Origin of the sequence: Cronobacter turicensis, from assembly GCF_041222865.1 — a bacterium.
In the GTDB taxonomy this organism is placed as follows: Bacteria; Pseudomonadota; Gammaproteobacteria; order Enterobacterales; family Enterobacteriaceae; genus Cronobacter; species Cronobacter turicensis.
This window is the reverse complement of sequence record NZ_CP165997.1, coordinates 3,784,240-3,801,816: the sequence shown is the minus strand read 5'-3', so window position 1 is coordinate 3,801,816 and position 17,577 is coordinate 3,784,240. Positions and strand designations below refer to the sequence as shown.

Genomic DNA, 17,577 nt, shown 5'->3' with positions numbered 1-17,577 from the left:
AACTGGGTTGGTGAATATGTCTAAGAATAATCTTGTTCATTGGAGTAATTTGGTAAAAGATATTCGTGAGTTATATCCAAGGATTATTCAGCCAAAGTTTATATTTATATCCTTTGTAACTTTGGCTGTATCAACATGTGGTATATGGATTGGTCCTTTTTTTTTAAAAGATAACTCACAGTTAGGATTTTCAATTTTTTCATTTATTATCACTACTCTAGGAGTGTTAGCCGCTGAGCGATTGTCTAAAGATGATGAGAAAGATAATGTCATGACATTATCAGAAAGGCATCGTAAGCAAGTTATGATGTCATTCTCTATTTTTTTATGGTTTATATCATTCGTTTTTTCATTTTATGGGCTTAAGAACAATATAAATTTCATGTTGATTTTATCATTTGCTATAACTTTATTGTTGTGGCTTTCCATTACAGTCGTTAAACCCGATTTCACATTCCCTGTAACTCCAGATTCGATAGTATCTAGTGAGTTAACAAATGTAACAGTTGACGATGAACCTGGTGAGGGACTTTGATATGTCTGGACCTATAAAAATAAATGCTATTAAAGTAACTCAACCATATGGTGATTTTTTTCAGACAGTAATGTCTGCGGAGGATCTTTTAAAATGTATTTATGTAAATCAAGCTGAAGTTGATGATGGGGAAATCTCTGGAGTACAAAGAAAAGAATCGATGCCGAGGGCATTAGATATAGCAAAATTCATTGACTCTGATGAAGCTGCGTTCCCAAATTCTATTATTTTATCAGTAAATCATAATGATAATGATATTCCTGCAGCAGAAGATGAAAAATGGAAATTTGAGCAAATTGAAGGTGATTTATATAGCATAATAATTCCTAATATTAATCTTAGATTATGTTCTGTAATTGATGGTCAACATAGGTTACTGGGTTTTCGTTATGCTGAAAATAAACGAATAAAACTGCCTTGCTCAATTTATGACTCATTACCGCCATCCAATCAGGCAACTATATTTTCAACTATAAATTTCAACCAACAAAAAGTACCAAAAAGCTTAGCCTATAGACTATTTGGCTATTCATTAGATGATATATCGAGAGAGTATTGGCCTCCTGATTTGCTTGCGGTTTATTTTAGTGAAAAATTCAATAAAAACAGTGAATACCCCTTCTATCAAAGATTGAAAAATAGGGTGTTACATGAAGTCACTGCTGATGATTGGTCCATCTCATCATCAGTGTTTATTGATGGAGTTTTATCACTGATATCTAAAAACCCGAGGGCTGACAGATATACAATTAATGCCATATATTCAAGCGAAAAGGAAAAAGGACGTAAGAGACTCTTGGATACAAGCTCTAAAGATAATAGTCCATTGAGAGGTTTTTATATAAAAAATAATGACAAAGCAATTGAGCAAATACTCATTATTTTTTTTAGTACGGTCAAAGAACATTTCTGGACAGAAAAGTGTATTAATGAAGGTACCGTTCTTGTCCGTACAATTGGAATTTCGGCATTGTTTAAGTTTCTTCGTGCAAGATTGATAAGTATGTCGAAGATAGATATGGAGAATATTGAAAAGCTATGCTTTGCAATAAAAGAAATAGACCCGAGTGAATTTACTGATAATAATAAGTATACATCTACAACTGTAGGTCAGGGAAAGGTATATAGCTATTTAAATGAAAATGTAAAATTATAAACCATTAATCCAATCCACCTTCATATTTGAAGGTGGATTGGTCTTTATTAAATTAACATATTGATTTTACAAAACTCATTATACTTTTATGATTTCTGAGGGGAGCAATTCCATCTTCGACATGTGCAGCCCAAGCCTTAATCAGCATCTTCTGTTCCATCTGTGGATAAAGCATCTTCAGCACTAATTCCGTAGCTTGCAATGTTTCCCCAAGCCACGTAATTTTATCCAGCACTAGCGAACCATCCAGCTTCTTACTATCCCGTTCAGGCGAATAGCGAAACTCACTCTCAACCGAGCGGAAAAATGCCAGTCGAGCCGCGACATTGGGCGTAATTCCAGTATATCCCTTTAACTTCTTGAGCTGGTCTTCAGTCTGACGGCTAAGCACCATTCGATTTGGGAGCATTAGACAGCCTCCTTAGTTAGTTCCCAGAAATAACCGGGTTTCAGCGCAGATGATTTGGTATGTGCATTAAATACAATCTCGTAAGCATGAGAAATATCATCACGTAGTCGATCGACGAAATAACGCTCATCCACTTCAGTATCGGTTGATAGCAGCACAACCTGATGGCTGGCCTCCGGGAAATAATGATTAATCAACTTATCCCGGTGCTGAGAATCCAGACGCCCTAACGGCGTATCAATAATCACCGGGAAATCACGCCCAGAGGTTTTTGCCAACGCCTCAAGAATGGCAATCGCATAAATTTGTTTTTCACCCGCAGAAAGCAGCTTGCGATTAATCACAGAACCCTTTTCATCCACCAGTTCAACATCAAATGTCTGTGGATTTATGTGCGCATTAAGCTGTAAATCCTCTTTACGAGCCAGCTTGTGGTAGGCAATTTCAAAGTTAGCAGATAATTTTTTCACTCGTGCCTGCGTTAGTACATCGCTGTAGTAATCAAGCAGGTTAATGGTTTCCTGCGCATTTTTAAATGCGCTGCTCAAACCATGTTGGCTACGGGTGATGTCATGTGCTTTCTGTACCTGACGAACGCAGTCCAGTTGCTGCTGTTTCGTCCGTTTAGCCTCTTCCAGCAGTGAGCGGTATTTTTGCCGCTGTTTTTCACGCTTATGGTCGAGCTCGCGTAATGCTGCAAAGAGATCCATTAATTGCTCGTCTTCCGGGGCACGGGCAATATTAGCAGCGGCCTGCTCCAGTTGTTGTTCAATATCCGCTAATTGTTGGCGGTACATATCAAAACGCTGCCATGCTTTTTTGCTGTCTTGCTCAATGGACTGCTGGAGCATACCGGCTTCACGTTCAGAAATATCAAACAGCAAATCACCTTTTGGTTTGGCTGCCATATATGCGTCCAAATTATTGGTAATCGCTTCGGTAGCAATGGCTCTGGTACTGCTCTCACTACTGGAACGGAACGCGATATCATTTTTGAGTTGAGTTAAAAATTGATTTAACTCCGTCTCAAAATTTTTCGCCTGCTTGATCTGCGCTTCGTTGGCAATTTTTTCCAGCAATCGCGACAACGTATCAGGCGCTAACGCATAGGGCAACGATCCATCGCATTCCTGTCGTAACGCTTTTTCCAGACGTTCTTTTTCTTTTAACAGCGTTTCAACTTTCTGTTTTTCATGTGCTTTGGTCTGGGCAAATGCGCCGCCCTGCGCATTTAACAATCCCTCATGGCGAATAATGTCCTGGGATAAAAATTCAATCCGCGAATTGACGAAATCGGCCTCTTCCAGCAATTTCTCTGCCTGACCGGCAAGCGTTTTAATCTTTGTCTCAAGCGCTTCAACCTGCTGTTGCTGGGAGCCACCTAACTGCGCGTTTTGCTGGCGTTTGACAAAAATCATCAGGTCATTTTGCAGTCTGGCGATCAGATCCAGTCCTAACAAACGACGCACTGCTGTACGCAGAATATTGCCGGATTCATCTTCCGCCAGCTCAGCGATCTTCTCTCCATCAAAAAAGAAAAGATCGGCCACACCGTGAGGAATTAATTCATTCAAAAACCCTTGGCACTGATCATAACTGAGTTCACTACGCGGTTGTCCATCCTGCTGCAAAGAGAGACGATCTTTCTTTCCTTTCTTCCAGCTACGCGTGACGGTGAATTCAGTCTCATGACCGTTTTGGTTGTAGGTAAAGGTCAGTTCTACAGCAGCTTCATCCGGACGCTCTGCTGTATACGTCCCGTTGTGCACCAGGGCTCCGAGTTGTTCAACATACTCCTGCTGCTGCATTGCCGAGCCAAACGCTAAACGTCCATACAGTGCCAGTCGAATTGCCGACAAAATAGATGTTTTCCCTGCACCATTTAAACCACCAAATAGAACAATCGGGCGAGGGTTTACTTCATGCGGACGCTTTCTGGGAGCCAGATCGATGGTGTGTGTGCCGCAAAATACGCGAAAATTATGTAATACTAGTTGCTTAATGAGCACGTTCATTTTCCTCATCGATAAGCACAGACGATTCGCCCGCATCGATAATTCTGCGCTGTAAAGTCTGGAGTTCAGCTTCTAGCTTATCCACCTCGTCCTGATGAATATCCCGATCGTTGCGTTTTTGCAGCGATGCTTGTTGCTGCTGGATCTCTTCCAGACTGCCCCAGTCCTGCTTCAAAATTGTGCCGAGCTTGTCAAAAATCCCCTGACGACGACTTAATCCTTCCATCGAGGTTTCCAGCTCAATCAGTTTCATCACCATTTCAGGTACTACGTCGAACCCTTGCGTTATCTGCGCCAGCAAATCAGCATCGCTGGCATCAAAGCGCGACTGATCGTCAACCACCCAATTCAGATCCTGCTGATATACCTCACGGTAAATCCCCGGCAATGTGTCGTGCCAGTCTGGCTCGTTAGGATCTTTCAACCACTCCTGACGGATAGCGTGCAGCTCCGGCTGGGTAATTAACGTAATCGTGTGGCCCTGGGCGTTTAAATCACGCTCAATTTCCAGTAAGTCTTTTAACCACTGCTGGCGGTATTTGAGCCAGTAGGGGCCAGGAACATGCTTACGCTCAGCACTGCGATCTTCGCCGTCTTTAGCGTACTGATAGCTCACCTTACCGGTGCGGCGTTTATAGTTGCGATAGGTGTCTTTATTCACCGGATCGGTGGTGAACGCCAGCAGATCACGATATTTCAGCAATGGCGACATCCACTCTTCGCCATTTTTGATGAGACTTTCCATCGCTTTATCTTTGGTGACTACGGTACAGGTCCAGCAGCCAAAGCGAGAGTTCCCGCAAGAGGGGGTACTTTCGTCGATCACCAGGGGACACTCACCCTGTGCGGAAGAGTCCATATACAGCGTCCACAGAGGACGGTTGTTTCCGCCCCACGGGCTTTCCCATTCGTCGATATCTTCAGGAGCATAGCGGAACGCGCCGCGCAGCAGTTTCCAGACATCTTCTACATCCCAAGTATCAATAGGGGTATAGATAAACGCATTTGCCAGCGTGGTATGCCGGGCCAGGCGTGAGCCATCAATTTTGTGCTTTGCGATGACCTGCGCACGGGAGGCACTCTCGCTACTACGTGAGCCGAGGACAACAATCACTTCATCGAACTGGCTAACCTTATCTTTAATAAAGTCGCTCACCGGATTGATTTTCATACGCTCGGTACACCAACGGAAACTCCGGGTTGGAGCCGGATAACCTTTCCCCAGTAAATTGACCCAGAAGGTTTCATTAGTTTTAGGCGTTACCGCATGTTGAGTGATCGGCAGGCCATTACGCTTTGCGCCTGCTTCAATCTGCAACATTGTTTTTTTAATTAAATCTACTACCACTGGCGTTTCCACCAGCGTATCGGATGACACCACAAAAACATCTTTGCTGCGCATTTCCGGGGGCAGGCCGAGCAGGGCCAGATACACCAGCGTGATCACGGCGGAAGAATCTTTCCCGCCGCTATAGCCAATTACCCATGGACGCTTATCCGCACAATAAATTCTTTGAACCTCAGCAACATATTCGGCCAGAGGGCGTCCAGCGAACTGCTCCTGATTAATAAAATCTTCGTATTCGGCCAAATCGTAGGCCTGCACTAATTTACTCATGAGACAACCACTTGAGCTTCGAGCTCCTGTTCTTCAGGAGTGAGAGGAAGGGAGAGTGCGATTTTTAACGCATTGCAGGTGAGCTGGATCGCTGTACTGGTTTTACTCAGCTTACCGTGCTGCATCGCACGTTTGATCAGTTCTGGGTTGTTTCTACGCCAGTTAAAGGTTTTGAGCTCAGCGATTTTGTCCGGCCATTGCTCAGGATAATCCGTAAGCAGGGTATATCCCAGTTGTCCGAGCGCCTGCAAACCGATGCCATGAGCATGGACATAGTCCTGCCGTAGCTGAACCGGTGAAACTTCCTTTTTCGCTGCTAACTGCCAGTCCGGCATTACTTGATAAATAGCTTGCCAGTAACGTGTTGCTACTTGGGTACATTCTTCAAAATTGCCCTCTTTAGGATCTTTGCCCAACAACGCACGGGTAGCTTGTTTGATGCTGCTTAGCGTAAATAATTTATTTGACCGCTGACTGATACCTGATTTTTCCAGCTCCGTCATCCCAACGAAAGGCTCAACAGACATCGCCAGATAACGCGCCAGATTTGAACTGGCATCACGATGATCGTATAACGACGCCAGCGAAGGGCTGGGACGAATGGCGTATTTGTTCAGGTCGGCGAACATCTGTTGACTACGCTTTAAGCCTTCATCCACAAAAAACAACACTGGAATATTATCCTGTCCCAGCTCTGGACGAGCATCTAAAGCATCTTCAATTGCTTTACGGCGATGTTGACCGTCATTAATCAGAATTTGCGCATCCATTGGTACACATAATGTTCCCAGATTATTCGAGCCGGGGAACTCATCAAACTGGACGTCTACAGCAATAGAGGCTGTAAGCGCAGAGAACACATAATCTTTTGGATTTTCCAGAAGGTACCGCACCATTTCAGGGATACGAGATTTATTCAGTATGCGCTGCGCGCGCAGTTCAGGAGGTACGTCATTTTCATCAAAGCTAAAGATCTTTGGAATGATACGCATCGGGCATGTGGCAATATAGAAAGGGCGGCCTGCCTGAATGCCACGTATAGCTGGAAAAGAGTAGCAATAATCTGCATCAACACTAGCCATGCTTTGATCCGTATAAAAATTTAATCAGTGAAATTACGTGATATTTTACGTAACAAGTAGAAGGATTAACAGCTTTTTTAACGTAAAAAATTGCGTACAAGATTCCAATATTTCACATTTGACTAGTGCATTGTCACTCCCGACGCCGTATCAACTCACTCCGCTCAACCATTACACCATCTTTACAATACCTGCTCGGCCAGATGACGGAAGGGTGAACGCCTAGCGCTTCAGCGATTAAATATTCACCTTTAGGCCAGGGGCGGGTAAGCGCATTGGCGAGCGTCGAAGAACCCAGCCCTGAAGCGCGTGAAAGCGCCGTGAGTGAAGTGCCTTTTTTACGTAGGGCCGCAATGATGTCTGCCGGATGCCAGTCTGTCGTCATGATTCCCTCCTGACGAGTTTGTATGAATGATTACGTTATAAAGTGATGCTACGTTATTCGTAGTTGATTTTAAACGGCCAAAACTACGTAATTCGTAGCTTTGCGATCGAGCACAATGTTCTCTGCAACCGTTACGAAGCGCGAACACGGCGTCTTGCTACGTTTATCGTAGTATCGCGATGACTCTAAAACTACGACTATCGTAGTTATGAGCGAAACCACTAATACCCCAACTGTCTTTTGCAAACGCCTGAAAACGGCGCGTGAAGCGAAGGGCCTTTCTCAGAAGAAGCTTGGCATCCTGGCCGGGATAGATGAGTTCGTCGCGAGTGCGCGTATCAACCGCTACGAAAAGGGCGTTCATCAGGCAAGTATCGAAATCGCACGCAAACTGGCGGACGCTTTAGCGGTTCCACTGGCTTACTTTTACACTGAAGACGATGAGCTTGCAGAGTTGTTGCTCCGCTGGAAGCAGTTGGATCAAGACGTTAAAAATGCCATCCTGAGTCATATTAAATAATATTTTTCATTTAAATTAACGCAACCCTTAATTAATTATCTGAAAATAAAAACTTCAGATTTAATCTAATCAATATAATTTTTATTTGACTAATAAGGGGTTGCGAGTTTTTATAATAGTTCTTTTACTGAATCAACTAATCGCTCACCCGTTTCTTGCTTCTCTTGTCTGGTAAATACTAAATGCAAAATCATATTTGCGTTTCAGGGGCAAGACGATGCAAAACGATGTTGAAGGGTCATTACGGCTGATGACGCTTGGTGAAATTGCGATGGCGAAGCGTGTGTTTGGTCACAGTATTGTGTATAGCCGGGTATGGATACATTGTGATAGTTATTTACCTTTTGGGTTGCAGAGTACCAGGTTTGCAATGACGCCAAATGGTGAATTGTGGTTCAGAAAAGAGAAATATGCAGCCGATTACTCAGACACATCGGTTACTCCAGGCTCTAAGCACTTATTTATTCATGAGATGGGACATGTCTGGCAGCACCAGACCGGCAGGTGGGTTAGATTGCGCGGGTCGCTCAGCTGGGCTGCTGATTATACGTACAGACTTGATAAAGAGAAAATTACAGACTATACCCTCGAACAGCAGGCAGCAATTATCGCAGATTATTGGTTTTTATTAACCTACGGAATAAAGGTATGGCGTGATAATCAAGGACCCAATCTATTAGGGAATTACAGGGGAGTAGACTCTTTAAAAGATGTTCCAATGCTTTATAGAAAAATTATTTATGGACGAGTGTAGGATGAATAAATATACGTTACTTGCAATGGTGTTTCTGTTAACTGGCTGCCCGGGTCCGATGGATCCTATCCCTTTTGAGGAAGCTGCACAGGTCAGACTGGTCAGCAATCAGGTATGTATTACCACTCCAGCCAGCACGGGTGAAAAGATATTTTCTGTACATATAAGCAACGGTATCGGGCAGGAGATATATAAAACTTTCGGTCGTTATGCGCAGCAACCTGTCGTCGTCCAGGGGAAGTGCCTTCCCGCCTTTGGCTTTGAGTTTAAGCCTGGCAACAGGTATGCGGCTTTTTATCAAATAGAAAAGAACACTACTGAGCCGGGCAAGACGTATGTTGTAAGATTCTCACTGGAGCAGGATGAGAAGGGTAGTTTGAGGTTGACACCATATGGTCGAAATAACTGATTAACTGTTGAGAGTCTCTTACCGCTGTGATTTTCTCTTCGCACCACTATATATTCAGGGTAGCCAGTCAGATTAAAAACATGGCCAGGCGGTTATTCACCATGGACAGCGCACCGGGTGATGGTTCGCAATATCGCGCCTTTTATTGGCCGGACTATTCCTTTGCTCGGTGTTATTATTTTGTCGGCAGATGTCTCACAAATTATTTTCTGTACGATACGCGATTACAACGCTATCGCGAGAGGAGATGACAAAATATGGTAGACAACCTCGAAAAGCAGATTTACGAACTCATTCGGCCTTACGCTGGTACATATCTCTTCACGGGAAGGAAGCCCCGTTGACGCCGGAAACGGATTTAGATACCGATCTGCAAATAGACGAGGCTGAAATAGAAGATTTGATGGATGCCTTTTTTACGACATTTAACGTTGATCGCGCCGGATTTACGATTAAAACTTATTTTCCTGATTCGCCTTTTTCCTGGAATATCTTTAAAAAACCGGAACCCATACCGGTGCCGGATTTCACTATTGGGATGTTGATCGCCTCTGCCAGAGCTGGCCGCTGGTTATATGACTAAATCCTGAAGCTGTTTTTCGTTGTATTGGTCAGGGCTTTTCAGAGATGTAGGCCTCAGAAAGAATCAATATATGGATAAGCTTTAACGCGCCAAACCGTCAGGGCATGTATTGCGGAAAAGACAACCTGCGTGACATACCGCTGTTGTATCGCAAAATCGTAACGGGAAGAGATTAAGTGATAAGAAAAAGTGTAATGTTATTTCCGCTTTTCCTGGTGGCAGGATGCCCCGGCCCTGGCGATCGCCTGCAGGATAAGGTGCCTGCGCAAGTGACGTTTTCTGGCAACAATGTTTGCATTACCTACCCGGTGACGCCAGGCGACTATATTACGTCTGTCCAGATTGGTAGCGAACAGAATGATTTCGTCTATGACGTATTTAACGATAAGCCGGTTCATCCGGCGGGTAACCAGTGCTTGCCTCTTTTTGAATATCACTTTAAAGCGAACAAAAACTACACGCTGTATTATGGCCTGAATAATAAAGAATACGACTTCCGGAAGCTTATTCACGCTGCATTCGTGTTTCCGGATAATCGTTCTGCGAATACCGATAAAAACAACCAGCAGAAGTAATGCATAAAAATCCCCGCCGCAGCGGGGATTTCTTTAATCAATACGCTTCAAAACACAACCACTCGCCACGCTTATTCCCACTCCTCCAAAAAGCGCTGGCCGTACTGGTCGGCGACCAGCAGCGCGGCATATACCTGCTCCGGCGACACGCCACCCGGCATGTTGTGAATGGTTTCGCCCTCTGCGCACGCCGCCTGCGCCACCAGACGCATTTTGGTTTGCACATCTTCTTTAATATCGAGTTGCGCGAGCGTAATCGGCAGCCCGACGCTGTGGCAAAGCGCGGCAACCGTTTCTATCTCTTCTGACGGCGCATTTTCCAGCACCAGCTGGGTGAGCGTGCCGAAGGCGACTTTCTCGCCATGATAGTAATGATGCGCGTCCGGAATGGCGGTAAGCCCGTTGTGGATAGCATGGGCTGCTGCCAGGCCGCCGCTCTCAAAGCCCACGCCGCTCAGGTACGTGTTGGCTTCGATAATGCGCTCAAGCGCCGGGGTGACGACGTGCTGTTCGGCCGCCAGCATCGCTTTTTCTCCCTGCTCAAGCAGCGTGTTGTAGCACAGCTCGGCAAGCGCCAGCGCGGCCTGGGTGCATTTGCCGCCCGCCATGGTGGTCGCGCCGCTACGCGAGCAGGCGCGCGCTTCAAACCAGGTGGCCAGCGCATCGCCAATGCCGGACGCCAGCAGGCGCGCCGGGGCGCCCGCCACAACCTGCGTGTCGACGACAACGATATTCGGGTTATGCGGCAGCATCAGGTAGCGATCGAACTCGCCGTCGTCGGTATAAATCACCGAAAGCGCGCTGCACGGCGCGTCGGTGGAGGCGATGGTCGGCGCGATAGCGACCGGCACCGCCATAAAGTGCGCCAGCGCTTTTGCGGTATCGAGCGTTTTACCGCCGCCGATGCCCAGCACAGCGGTACAGCTGGCGCTGTCGGCGAGTTTACGCAGCCGGTCGATTTCATTTTGCGAGCACTCGCCGCCAAACGGTGCGATTTCGACGCTAAGCTCCGCCTGTTTAAAACTCTGACGCAGCGTCTCTTCTGCAAACCCGAGCACGAATTTATCCCCGACGATCAGCCAGCGTTCGGCCAGCGGTTTTAAATAGTCGCCGATGCGGGAGAGCACGCCTGCGCCCTGAATGTATTTACCGGGTGACTGAATAATGCGATCCATAACATTCCTCCTTCAGAGAGTGAGTTAACCTGCTGTGTTTCCTTGTCTTGCTCAGACTTCTCAGTCTCTGACTCTACCGCCGGGGGCGTGCGCATTTGTTGCGCTATATCTAAAGGAGGCGCGATTGCGTCATGCCTGCGGGCAGGCGAGTCAACGCGTTAAATCATTTTTATTAAACGGTATTGTCGTCATCCGTCAGAATACATAATTATTTTTGCGCTGAGCTTTTCTGACGAAGGGCTTGCAGATATTTCATGCCTTGCGCTGAAATCTGATAATGATCCATGCCCGCAGGCATTGAGGGCGTTATGTTGACTAATCCGGCCTCGTATAAATTCCTTACAAGCCTGGCAACATTGCCCACTCCCTCCATTTTTCGCTGTGACATGGCGCGATCGAGATTATACCAGGTCCACTTCACATCGTCTCTTGACGCTAAAAGCGTCAGAATATTGAATTCAGCCTCGTTGATTATCATTGTTTTCCTTTAATAACTGGTGACCTTGTGGTGATACGCGATAACGAGGCTTCAGGGCGTTCTCGGTATACACAGCGTCAACCATTCCATTATCCACGAGGCCGGTAACGATGTTCGCAACATTGCCAAACCCTTCAATGCCACGAATGGCAAGGGTGCGATCCAGCATTATCCACGTCCAGTCAGTTTCTTTTTCAGCCATGACTCTCAGGACATTAAGTTCCGTATTGGTTACTTTCATTTCAGCGCGTCCGGATGGAATAAATCACTATCTTTGATTCGGAAATCCTCAAGCGTTGCCGTATGGGCATTGTTCCATAGATCATAACCTGCAACACCTTCCGGTTCACCTGTTTCCCATCCCAGATTGCAGTAACGCTCATATTCCCTACATTCATGAGTGTAATAGTTTAAATCTACCTTTTCAGGAAAAATATTTTCTTCAACAATATTTTTTAGCCTGCTGACCATTACGTCATTCGCCGGATCGTATTCGAATCGGGACAAATGCTTTTCCACAATTTTAATTCCTTCATGAGTGATTTCCACGCCATCCGTTGTCAGATTTTCAATCGGCCCGCCAGCCAGTTCAGGCTCAAATTGTCTGTCTGACGAAACGCCTCTGGCACCAAAATGCTCAAGCTCCTCTAATTCAGTGAATCTCATCCTTCCCAGTGATAATCCGACGGTAACAGACGCCCCAGCAATGAGTAACCCTCTGTTAGTCATGATCTGGTTATAACCGTCGAGAGCCTCGCCGCCGAGATCTTCTGCTGCCTTCCTAAACCCTTCGCTATTACCGTTATAAATACCACCTGCGGCCAAAAGTCGGCCTGCACCTTTACTGTTGATCGTTTTTGTGGTCTGAGCATGCTGTACGGGAACTGCAGATGTTATGCCTTTTAACTGATGCGATATCAGGTAACTGAGCCGGGATTGCAGCAACAAAGGGAGGTCATGCCGCAGGTTTCCGGAGGCGGTAAGAACGCCGGTAATAGTATTTTCGAGGAGACTTTGTCTCAGCAAAATGACTTTACCGGATTTGATATCTTCCAGCACATCCCGATATGCCATCCATGGATATTGGTAATGAAACTGGCGACACAGATTGACGAACTGGCTATAGCCTATAGGCAGCTCCCATGCCCTGATTAACCGGTTCGGCTGTGCAGTAAAGGCAAGCTTATGTACAGCTGAATCCGGATGCAGGATATGGCAGATATCCCCGTAGCGAACATTATCGGCAGAAGTTGCCTGATAGCGATGAAGCATAATATCCCTTTTAGCACCACCGTGGGGTTTTAATTAAATAGTTAAATATGTGATCGACTTTTTATTCTTAATGATCATCCCGCATGGTTGAGCATTATTTGTTAAATAATAGGTTTAAGTGATAATGGTCTACTCTGTAACAGGTTCTTAGTGGATGAAAAAATAATACGCCTGGATTGCTATCATTGAAAATTAAAAGTGTCGACATAACGGCGATATCGAGTGCTTAAGGTTGGGATTTATCTTTGTAATAGACGCTTCATTAACGTGTTTAATTAAAAGAGACTTGATTGCTTAATTGGTTGATTATATTGAATATAATATACTGTGGATTTCAAGCAATGCATGGCTATATGCAGTTAATTACTATGTCGACTAATTCTTTTTCTGAAATTGAAATTGAAATTGTCGACTGAAGTATCTGTAACATGAGCGAGAACTGGAACAGAGTGTCTACTCAATCCTTTCTCCGATGCTTATTACTTAACAATAAAAATAATGGCTGCGTGATGCCTGACTATTAATCGTTCCTCCCATGAATCCTCTTCGCCATAGGCTCTTCTTACGTTATGCTGAGCGTTTGCGTCTGACCATTTTTTAATTTAAGTGAAATTAACAGGGAAAGAAAATGAAGTGCATCCAGTGCAATGAAAACGAGCCGAACAAAGAGTCGGGGTTATGTCACGCTTGCGAAAAAACGGAAGCCAGTAAAATTAACGGGTTACTGTACTTGCCAGCCGCCGGGCTTATATTTAGCCTGATCTTTTTGCCGGTAGAGTTTTTTGATCTGGTCAGTGCGATAAGTGCGTACTTCAGCCGCTCGGGCATTATTACGTGGTATGCCGCAGGCGCGGTGGTGCTGTTAGTGGCGCTTATCAGTATTACCGCGTATGCAAGCTGGCATTTCTTCCAGCGTAAGCGGCACACGCCCCGCGCGATGGTTATCTACTATCTGGCGGGGGTGGTAAGTGCGTTGTGGTTCGCTGTGCTGCCGGTGAGCCTGTTTGGCGCGAGCTGGGACAACAGCAGCATTCGCAGCGTCCTGTCGGCGTTTATCGGCGTCACGTGCTGGCTTCCGTACTTTTTAAAGTCCCCGCGCATCGCGCAGGTGTTCGTACGGTAATCACGGCTCAGAGCAGGTGAGGTATCTGCGACAACAGATACAGCACCAGCCCGATGGTGCCGCCGACCAGCGTGCCGTTGATGCGGATAAACTGTAAGTCTTTGCCGATGTTGAGCTCAATCTGCTGCGACATCTCGCGCGCGTCCCAGCTTTTTACCGTGTCGCTGATATGGCGCGTCAGGAATGTAGCGAACTCCGGCGCGACGGTGGTGGCCGCCTGTTCAAGATGTTCGTTAAACGAGGCGCGCAGGGCGCTGTCGGCCATCAGCGATTCGCCGAACCACTGCCCGGCATCGGCGATGCGCTGACGGGTGCGGGAATCTTCCGCCTGCATGTCGTTCTTCAGCCAGCCGCGCACGTCGCCCCACAGCTCCGCCAGGTAGCGGTTAAACGCCTCGTCCTCTTTCAGGTACGCCTTAATGCCATCGGCGCGCTCGGCCATCTCCGGGTCGCTTTTCAGCTTCTCGATGAAATCCACGGTGATGCGATCAAAGGCCAGGCGCAACTGATGCCCCTGGTCGTGGCTGATGTCGTCGAGCATGGAATTGACGGCGCTGGAGACCAGCTCGGCGCTGTGTTCGCCGAGCCACTCGGTAGGCAGAATTTTCGCTTTACGCGGGTGCTCGGTCTTCAGCCAGTGGACAATCTGGCGGGCGATGAAGTCGCGCGTGCTCTGCTTCTGCACCAGGCGAATCAGCTTGCCGATAAGCGCATCCAGCAACACCTGATGACGGTTGTTTTTGGTCATGCTCTCCAGCATCAGCGCGCTGGTCTGGGTAAGATCGACTTTATCAATCGCCTTATGCACCGCGCGCTTTAATAACCCCTGAATGCGGCTGTCGTCGGTGAGTTCCAGAAAACCGCTCATCACCTGCACCAGGTTCTGGCCCACGCGCTGCGCGTTGGCAGGCTGGCTGAGCCACTGGCCGAGCAACTGCGCCGGTTCGTGGCGACGGATCAGCGCGACCAGCGAGTCGGTATCAAGGAATTTCTCCTGCACAAACTGCCCGAGGTTCTCGCCGATGCGGTCTTTTTTACGGGGAATAATCGCGGTGTGGCGTGAGATAAAAGGGATAGGCACACGGCGAAACAGCGCCACCACGGCGAACCAGTCCGCCAGCGCGCCCACCATCGCGGCTTCCGCGATAGCCTTAACGCCGCTCACCCAGAAACCGGGCGGCAAAAACAGGGTAGTGACAAAGGTCGCCGCCGCCGTCAGCAGCAGGCCGAGCGCCAGACGCTTGGCGCGCTTTAATTCAGCTAATTTTTCCATGCGTTAAGCATATAACCCATGCGGCGGTTGCGACAGGGGATAACTCCGTAGTCTCAGCTCTCTTCCATCGCGTGATGCAGCGCCTCGCCAATCTGTTGCAGCGCCTCGCGGTGATGCTCAGTGGCAGGCAGCGCGCAGTTGATGCGCAGGCAGTTGCGGTATTTGCCCGAGGCGGAAAAGAGCGAGCCGGGGGCGACACGGATTTTCAGGCGCGTCAGCTGGCGCGCCACGCAGACGATATCGACGCTCTCCGGCAGTTCTATCCAGAGCATAAACCCGCCTTTAGGGCGCGTGACGCAGATGCCGCACGGGAAATATTCACGCACCCAGCAGGTGTAGGTTTCCATCTGGCGCTGATAGTGCTGGCGCATCCGGCGCAGGTGACGGTGATAGTGGCCGTCGCGGATGAATGCCGCTACCGCGAGCTGCGTGGCGGGCACGTTGGTGCCGCTGGCGGCGTATTTCATCTGCAGCACGCGCCCGTGGTAACGCCCCGGCGCTATCCAGCCCACCCGCAGGCCGGGAGCGAGGGTTTTCGTCACCGAGCTGCACAGGATGACGCGCCCGTCGATATCCCAGGATTTAATGGTGCGGGGGCGCGGGTAGTCGGTCGCCAGCTCGCCGTAGATATCGTCTTCAAAAATGATGATGTCGTGGCGCTGGGCCAGCGCCAGCACCGCGCGTTTGCGCGCATCAGGCATGATAAAGCCGAGCGGGTTATTGCAGTTCGGCACCAGGATCACGCCTTTAATCGGCCACTGTTCCAGCGCCAGCTCAAGCGCTTCGACGCTGATGCCGGTCTGCGAATCGGTCGGGATCTCAATGGCTTTGATATCAAGGCTTCGCAGCAACTGCATGGTGCCGTAGTAGCAGGGCGATTCCACGGCGACGATATCGCCGGGCTTGCAGACGGCCAGCAGGGCCACTGAGAGCGCGTTGTGACAGCCGCTGGTGATGATAAGTTCGTCAGCGCTGATGTTCGCGCCGCCATCCAGCATCAGGCGGGCTATCTGCTGGCGCAGTTCCGGGCGGCCCGCCAGATCGTCATAGCTAAAGACGTCCAGCTGATTGTGTTGCACCACACGGCTCATCTCGCGCCAGAGCGGTTTAAGCGTCGGGTGGGTGATATCCGGCGCGCCGCCGCCAAACGTCGTCAGGCTTTTATCGCCGCGCCCGTCAAGGAGCGTCATCACTTCATCCCACTGAGTCACCTCAACCGGGCGCTGTACCGGGCGCGTCATCGCAGGCACCGGCGGCTGCATTTTGCGCGGCGCGACAAAATACCCTGAGCGCGGGCGCGGCACGATGAGCTGCTGATTCTCCAGCACCAGATACGCCTGCTGTACGGTGCTGATGCTGACGCCGTGCTCCTGGCTCAGGCTGCGCACCGACGGCAGTTTTTCACCGTGGCGGTACAGGCCCTGTTCGATTCGCTCCGCCAGCAGACAGGCGAGGTGCTGATAACGCGTCATGCTGTATGCTCCCTTGATACAATACAGATCATCAAACCGGTACAGATAACGGCACAATACGCCTTTCAGCCGCTTATGTCGCGCTTCTGTATGGTTAACAAAGACATTTTGTGAATCTGTATTGTTACGGGCGATCCCGGCCATCATAAGGCTCAGCCTGACACAGGAGAGCGACGATGGAATTTCACGAGAACCGACCCCGCAGACCGTTTATTGGCTTCATACTGATCTGGCGCGCCTGGAAAGCCTGGCGGCTGCGCGCGCAGACCCGAAAAGTGTTCAGCAGAATGAACGAGGCGCAGCTGCGCGATGTCGGGCTGCGACGCGACGATACGTATTGAGCTTCCGGCGCGGGCGGCATGTTGCCCGCGCGCATTCACACTTTCTTTTTACGCTTGCCAGCGATCACCTCGATAAACTCCTGCACCTGCTGTTGCTTGCGCACCGACAGTTTGCAAACGCGACGCAGAGATTTCAGCAGCGGCGGATCTTCCGGCTCCGGCGCGCGCGCCGTGATGACAATACAGCCGGGCATCACCCGCACATCCGCATCGGTGCCGGTAGGGAAACCGGCTTCCTCCAGCCATCTGCCGCGAAGCGTCAGCGCGGCCAGATTGACGCCGTCATGAAAGCGGCTGGCGTAGCTCACGCGGATGCGGCGTGGCTCGGTGAGCGCGGCAGGCGCGGGATGCACTTCAGGTAATGCTTCAGGGAGCACGGATAACGTCGACATAGTTCCTCCT

20 protein-coding genes and 2 pseudogenes are annotated in these 17,577 nt (G+C 48.6%); 10 read left to right on the top strand and 12 right to left on the bottom strand.

Features of this window, described 5'->3' with window-relative positions; genetic code table 11:
- Window positions 1–16 precede the first annotated feature (16 nt).
- A complete protein-coding gene (locus AB8W27_RS18135; protein ID WP_158683942.1) occupies window positions 17–535 on the top strand; it encodes a hypothetical protein in 519 nt (172 codons plus the stop codon).
- A 1-nt stretch (window position 536) separates the two neighbouring features.
- Window positions 537–1,691 (top strand): DNA phosphorothioation-associated DGQHR protein 1, encoded by a 1,155-nt coding sequence (locus AB8W27_RS18130; protein WP_071820338.1) that lies wholly within the window; start codon window positions 537–539, stop codon window positions 1,689–1,691.
- A gap of 52 nt (window positions 1,692–1,743) precedes the next feature.
- Here AB8W27_RS18130 and dndE read toward each other — a convergent pair whose 3' ends face one another.
- The 5 genes from dndE to AB8W27_RS18105 all read right to left on the bottom strand — a co-directional run bounded on the left by dndE (window position 1,744) and on the right by AB8W27_RS18105 (window position 7,200).
- A complete protein-coding gene (dndE, locus tag AB8W27_RS18125; RefSeq protein ID WP_012815124.1) occupies window positions 1,744–2,100 on the bottom strand; it encodes a DNA sulfur modification protein DndE in 357 nt (118 codons plus the stop codon).
- On the bottom strand, window positions 2,100–4,109 hold the full coding sequence (gene dndD, locus AB8W27_RS18120) for a DNA sulfur modification protein DndD (RefSeq protein WP_041924106.1): 2,010 nt from the start codon (window positions 4,107–4,109) through the stop codon (window positions 2,100–2,102). The genes dndE and dndD overlap by 1 nt, the downstream gene beginning before the upstream one ends.
- On the bottom strand, window positions 4,099–5,733 hold the full coding sequence (gene dndC / locus AB8W27_RS18115) for a DNA phosphorothioation system sulfurtransferase DndC (protein ID WP_012815126.1): 1,635 nt from the start codon (window positions 5,731–5,733) through the stop codon (window positions 4,099–4,101). The genes dndD and dndC overlap by 11 nt, the downstream gene beginning before the upstream one ends.
- Complete coding sequence (dndB, locus tag AB8W27_RS18110; RefSeq protein ID WP_012815127.1) at window positions 5,730–6,815, bottom strand: DNA sulfur modification protein DndB; 1,086 nt, start codon at window positions 6,813–6,815, stop codon at window positions 5,730–5,732. The genes dndC and dndB overlap by 4 nt, the downstream gene beginning before the upstream one ends.
- 133 nt (window positions 6,816–6,948) lie before the next feature.
- Window positions 6,949–7,200: a helix-turn-helix transcriptional regulator gene (locus AB8W27_RS18105; protein WP_071820261.1), complete on the bottom strand. Its 252-nt coding sequence runs from the start codon at window positions 7,198–7,200 to the stop codon at window positions 6,949–6,951.
- 208 nt (window positions 7,201–7,408) lie between these two features.
- Here AB8W27_RS18105 and AB8W27_RS18100 point away from each other — a divergent pair, with 208 nt between their 5' ends.
- From AB8W27_RS18100 to AB8W27_RS18075, 6 genes and pseudogenes are all read left to right on the top strand, one after another.
- Window positions 7,409–7,720, top strand: coding sequence for a helix-turn-helix domain-containing protein (locus tag AB8W27_RS18100; protein WP_012815129.1), 312 nt, complete (start codon window positions 7,409–7,411; stop codon window positions 7,718–7,720).
- Window positions 7,721–7,937: 217 nt separating this feature from the next.
- Window positions 7,938–8,474, top strand: a complete 537-nt coding sequence (locus tag AB8W27_RS18095; protein WP_012815130.1) for a hypothetical protein — start codon at window positions 7,938–7,940, stop codon at window positions 8,472–8,474.
- A gap of 1 nt (window position 8,475) precedes the next feature.
- Window positions 8,476–8,883, top strand: coding sequence for a putative T6SS immunity periplasmic lipoprotein (locus AB8W27_RS18090; protein WP_282913952.1), 408 nt, complete (start codon window positions 8,476–8,478; stop codon window positions 8,881–8,883).
- Between the two features lie 66 nt (window positions 8,884–8,949).
- Window positions 8,950–9,147 (top strand): annotated as a pseudogene (locus tag AB8W27_RS18085) (STM2901 family protein); the annotation flags it as partial.
- Window positions 9,141–9,466 (top strand): annotated as a pseudogene (locus AB8W27_RS18080) (DUF1493 family protein). The pseudogenes AB8W27_RS18085 and AB8W27_RS18080, both read left to right, overlap by 7 nt.
- A gap of 194 nt (window positions 9,467–9,660) precedes the next feature.
- Complete coding sequence (locus AB8W27_RS18075) at window positions 9,661–10,041, top strand: putative T6SS immunity periplasmic lipoprotein (protein WP_012815134.1); 381 nt, start codon at window positions 9,661–9,663, stop codon at window positions 10,039–10,041.
- 71 nt (window positions 10,042–10,112) lie between these two features.
- Here AB8W27_RS18075 and AB8W27_RS18070 read toward each other — a convergent pair whose 3' ends face one another.
- From AB8W27_RS18070 to AB8W27_RS18055, 4 genes are all read right to left on the bottom strand, one after another.
- On the bottom strand, window positions 10,113–11,216 hold the full coding sequence (locus AB8W27_RS18070) for a glycerol dehydrogenase (protein WP_012815135.1): 1,104 nt from the start codon (window positions 11,214–11,216) through the stop codon (window positions 10,113–10,115).
- A 208-nt stretch (window positions 11,217–11,424) separates the two neighbouring features.
- Window positions 11,425–11,694, bottom strand: coding sequence for a hypothetical protein (locus AB8W27_RS18065; protein WP_012815136.1), 270 nt, complete (start codon window positions 11,692–11,694; stop codon window positions 11,425–11,427).
- On the bottom strand, window positions 11,675–11,935 hold the full coding sequence (locus AB8W27_RS18060) for a hypothetical protein (RefSeq protein WP_012815137.1): 261 nt from the start codon (window positions 11,933–11,935) through the stop codon (window positions 11,675–11,677). The genes AB8W27_RS18065 and AB8W27_RS18060 overlap by 20 nt, the downstream gene beginning before the upstream one ends.
- Window positions 11,932–12,966 carry a hypothetical protein gene (locus AB8W27_RS18055; protein WP_041923141.1) on the bottom strand — a complete coding sequence of 345 codons (1,035 nt, stop codon included), beginning with the start codon at window positions 12,964–12,966 and terminating at the stop codon, window positions 11,932–11,934. Before AB8W27_RS18055 ends, AB8W27_RS18060 begins: the two co-directional genes overlap by 4 nt.
- Window positions 12,967–13,594: 628 nt before the next feature.
- On the opposite strand from AB8W27_RS18055, the gene AB8W27_RS18050 reads away from it, so the two are divergent.
- Window positions 13,595–14,089 (top strand): DUF2569 domain-containing protein, encoded by a 495-nt coding sequence (locus AB8W27_RS18050; protein ID WP_012815139.1) that lies wholly within the window; start codon window positions 13,595–13,597, stop codon window positions 14,087–14,089.
- A 7-nt stretch (window positions 14,090–14,096) separates the two neighbouring features.
- Here AB8W27_RS18050 and AB8W27_RS18045 read toward each other — a convergent pair whose 3' ends face one another.
- Window positions 14,097–15,362, bottom strand: coding sequence for a DUF445 domain-containing protein (locus AB8W27_RS18045; RefSeq protein WP_041923142.1), 1,266 nt, complete (start codon window positions 15,360–15,362; stop codon window positions 14,097–14,099).
- Between the two features lie 53 nt (window positions 15,363–15,415).
- Window positions 15,416–16,834, bottom strand: a complete 1,419-nt coding sequence (locus tag AB8W27_RS18040) for a PLP-dependent aminotransferase family protein (protein ID WP_041923143.1) — start codon at window positions 16,832–16,834, stop codon at window positions 15,416–15,418.
- 176 nt (window positions 16,835–17,010) lie between these two features.
- On the opposite strand from AB8W27_RS18040, the gene AB8W27_RS18035 reads away from it, so the two are divergent.
- Window positions 17,011–17,175 carry a DUF1127 domain-containing protein gene (locus tag AB8W27_RS18035; protein WP_007767046.1) on the top strand — a complete coding sequence of 55 codons (165 nt, stop codon included), beginning with the start codon at window positions 17,011–17,013 and terminating at the stop codon, window positions 17,173–17,175.
- Window positions 17,176–17,210: 35 nt separating this feature from the next.
- Here the strand turns inward: AB8W27_RS18035 and symE are convergent, their stop codons facing one another.
- On the bottom strand, window positions 17,211–17,567 hold the full coding sequence (gene symE / locus AB8W27_RS18030) for an endoribonuclease SymE (protein WP_012815142.1): 357 nt from the start codon (window positions 17,565–17,567) through the stop codon (window positions 17,211–17,213).
- Window positions 17,568–17,577 lie beyond the last annotated feature (10 nt).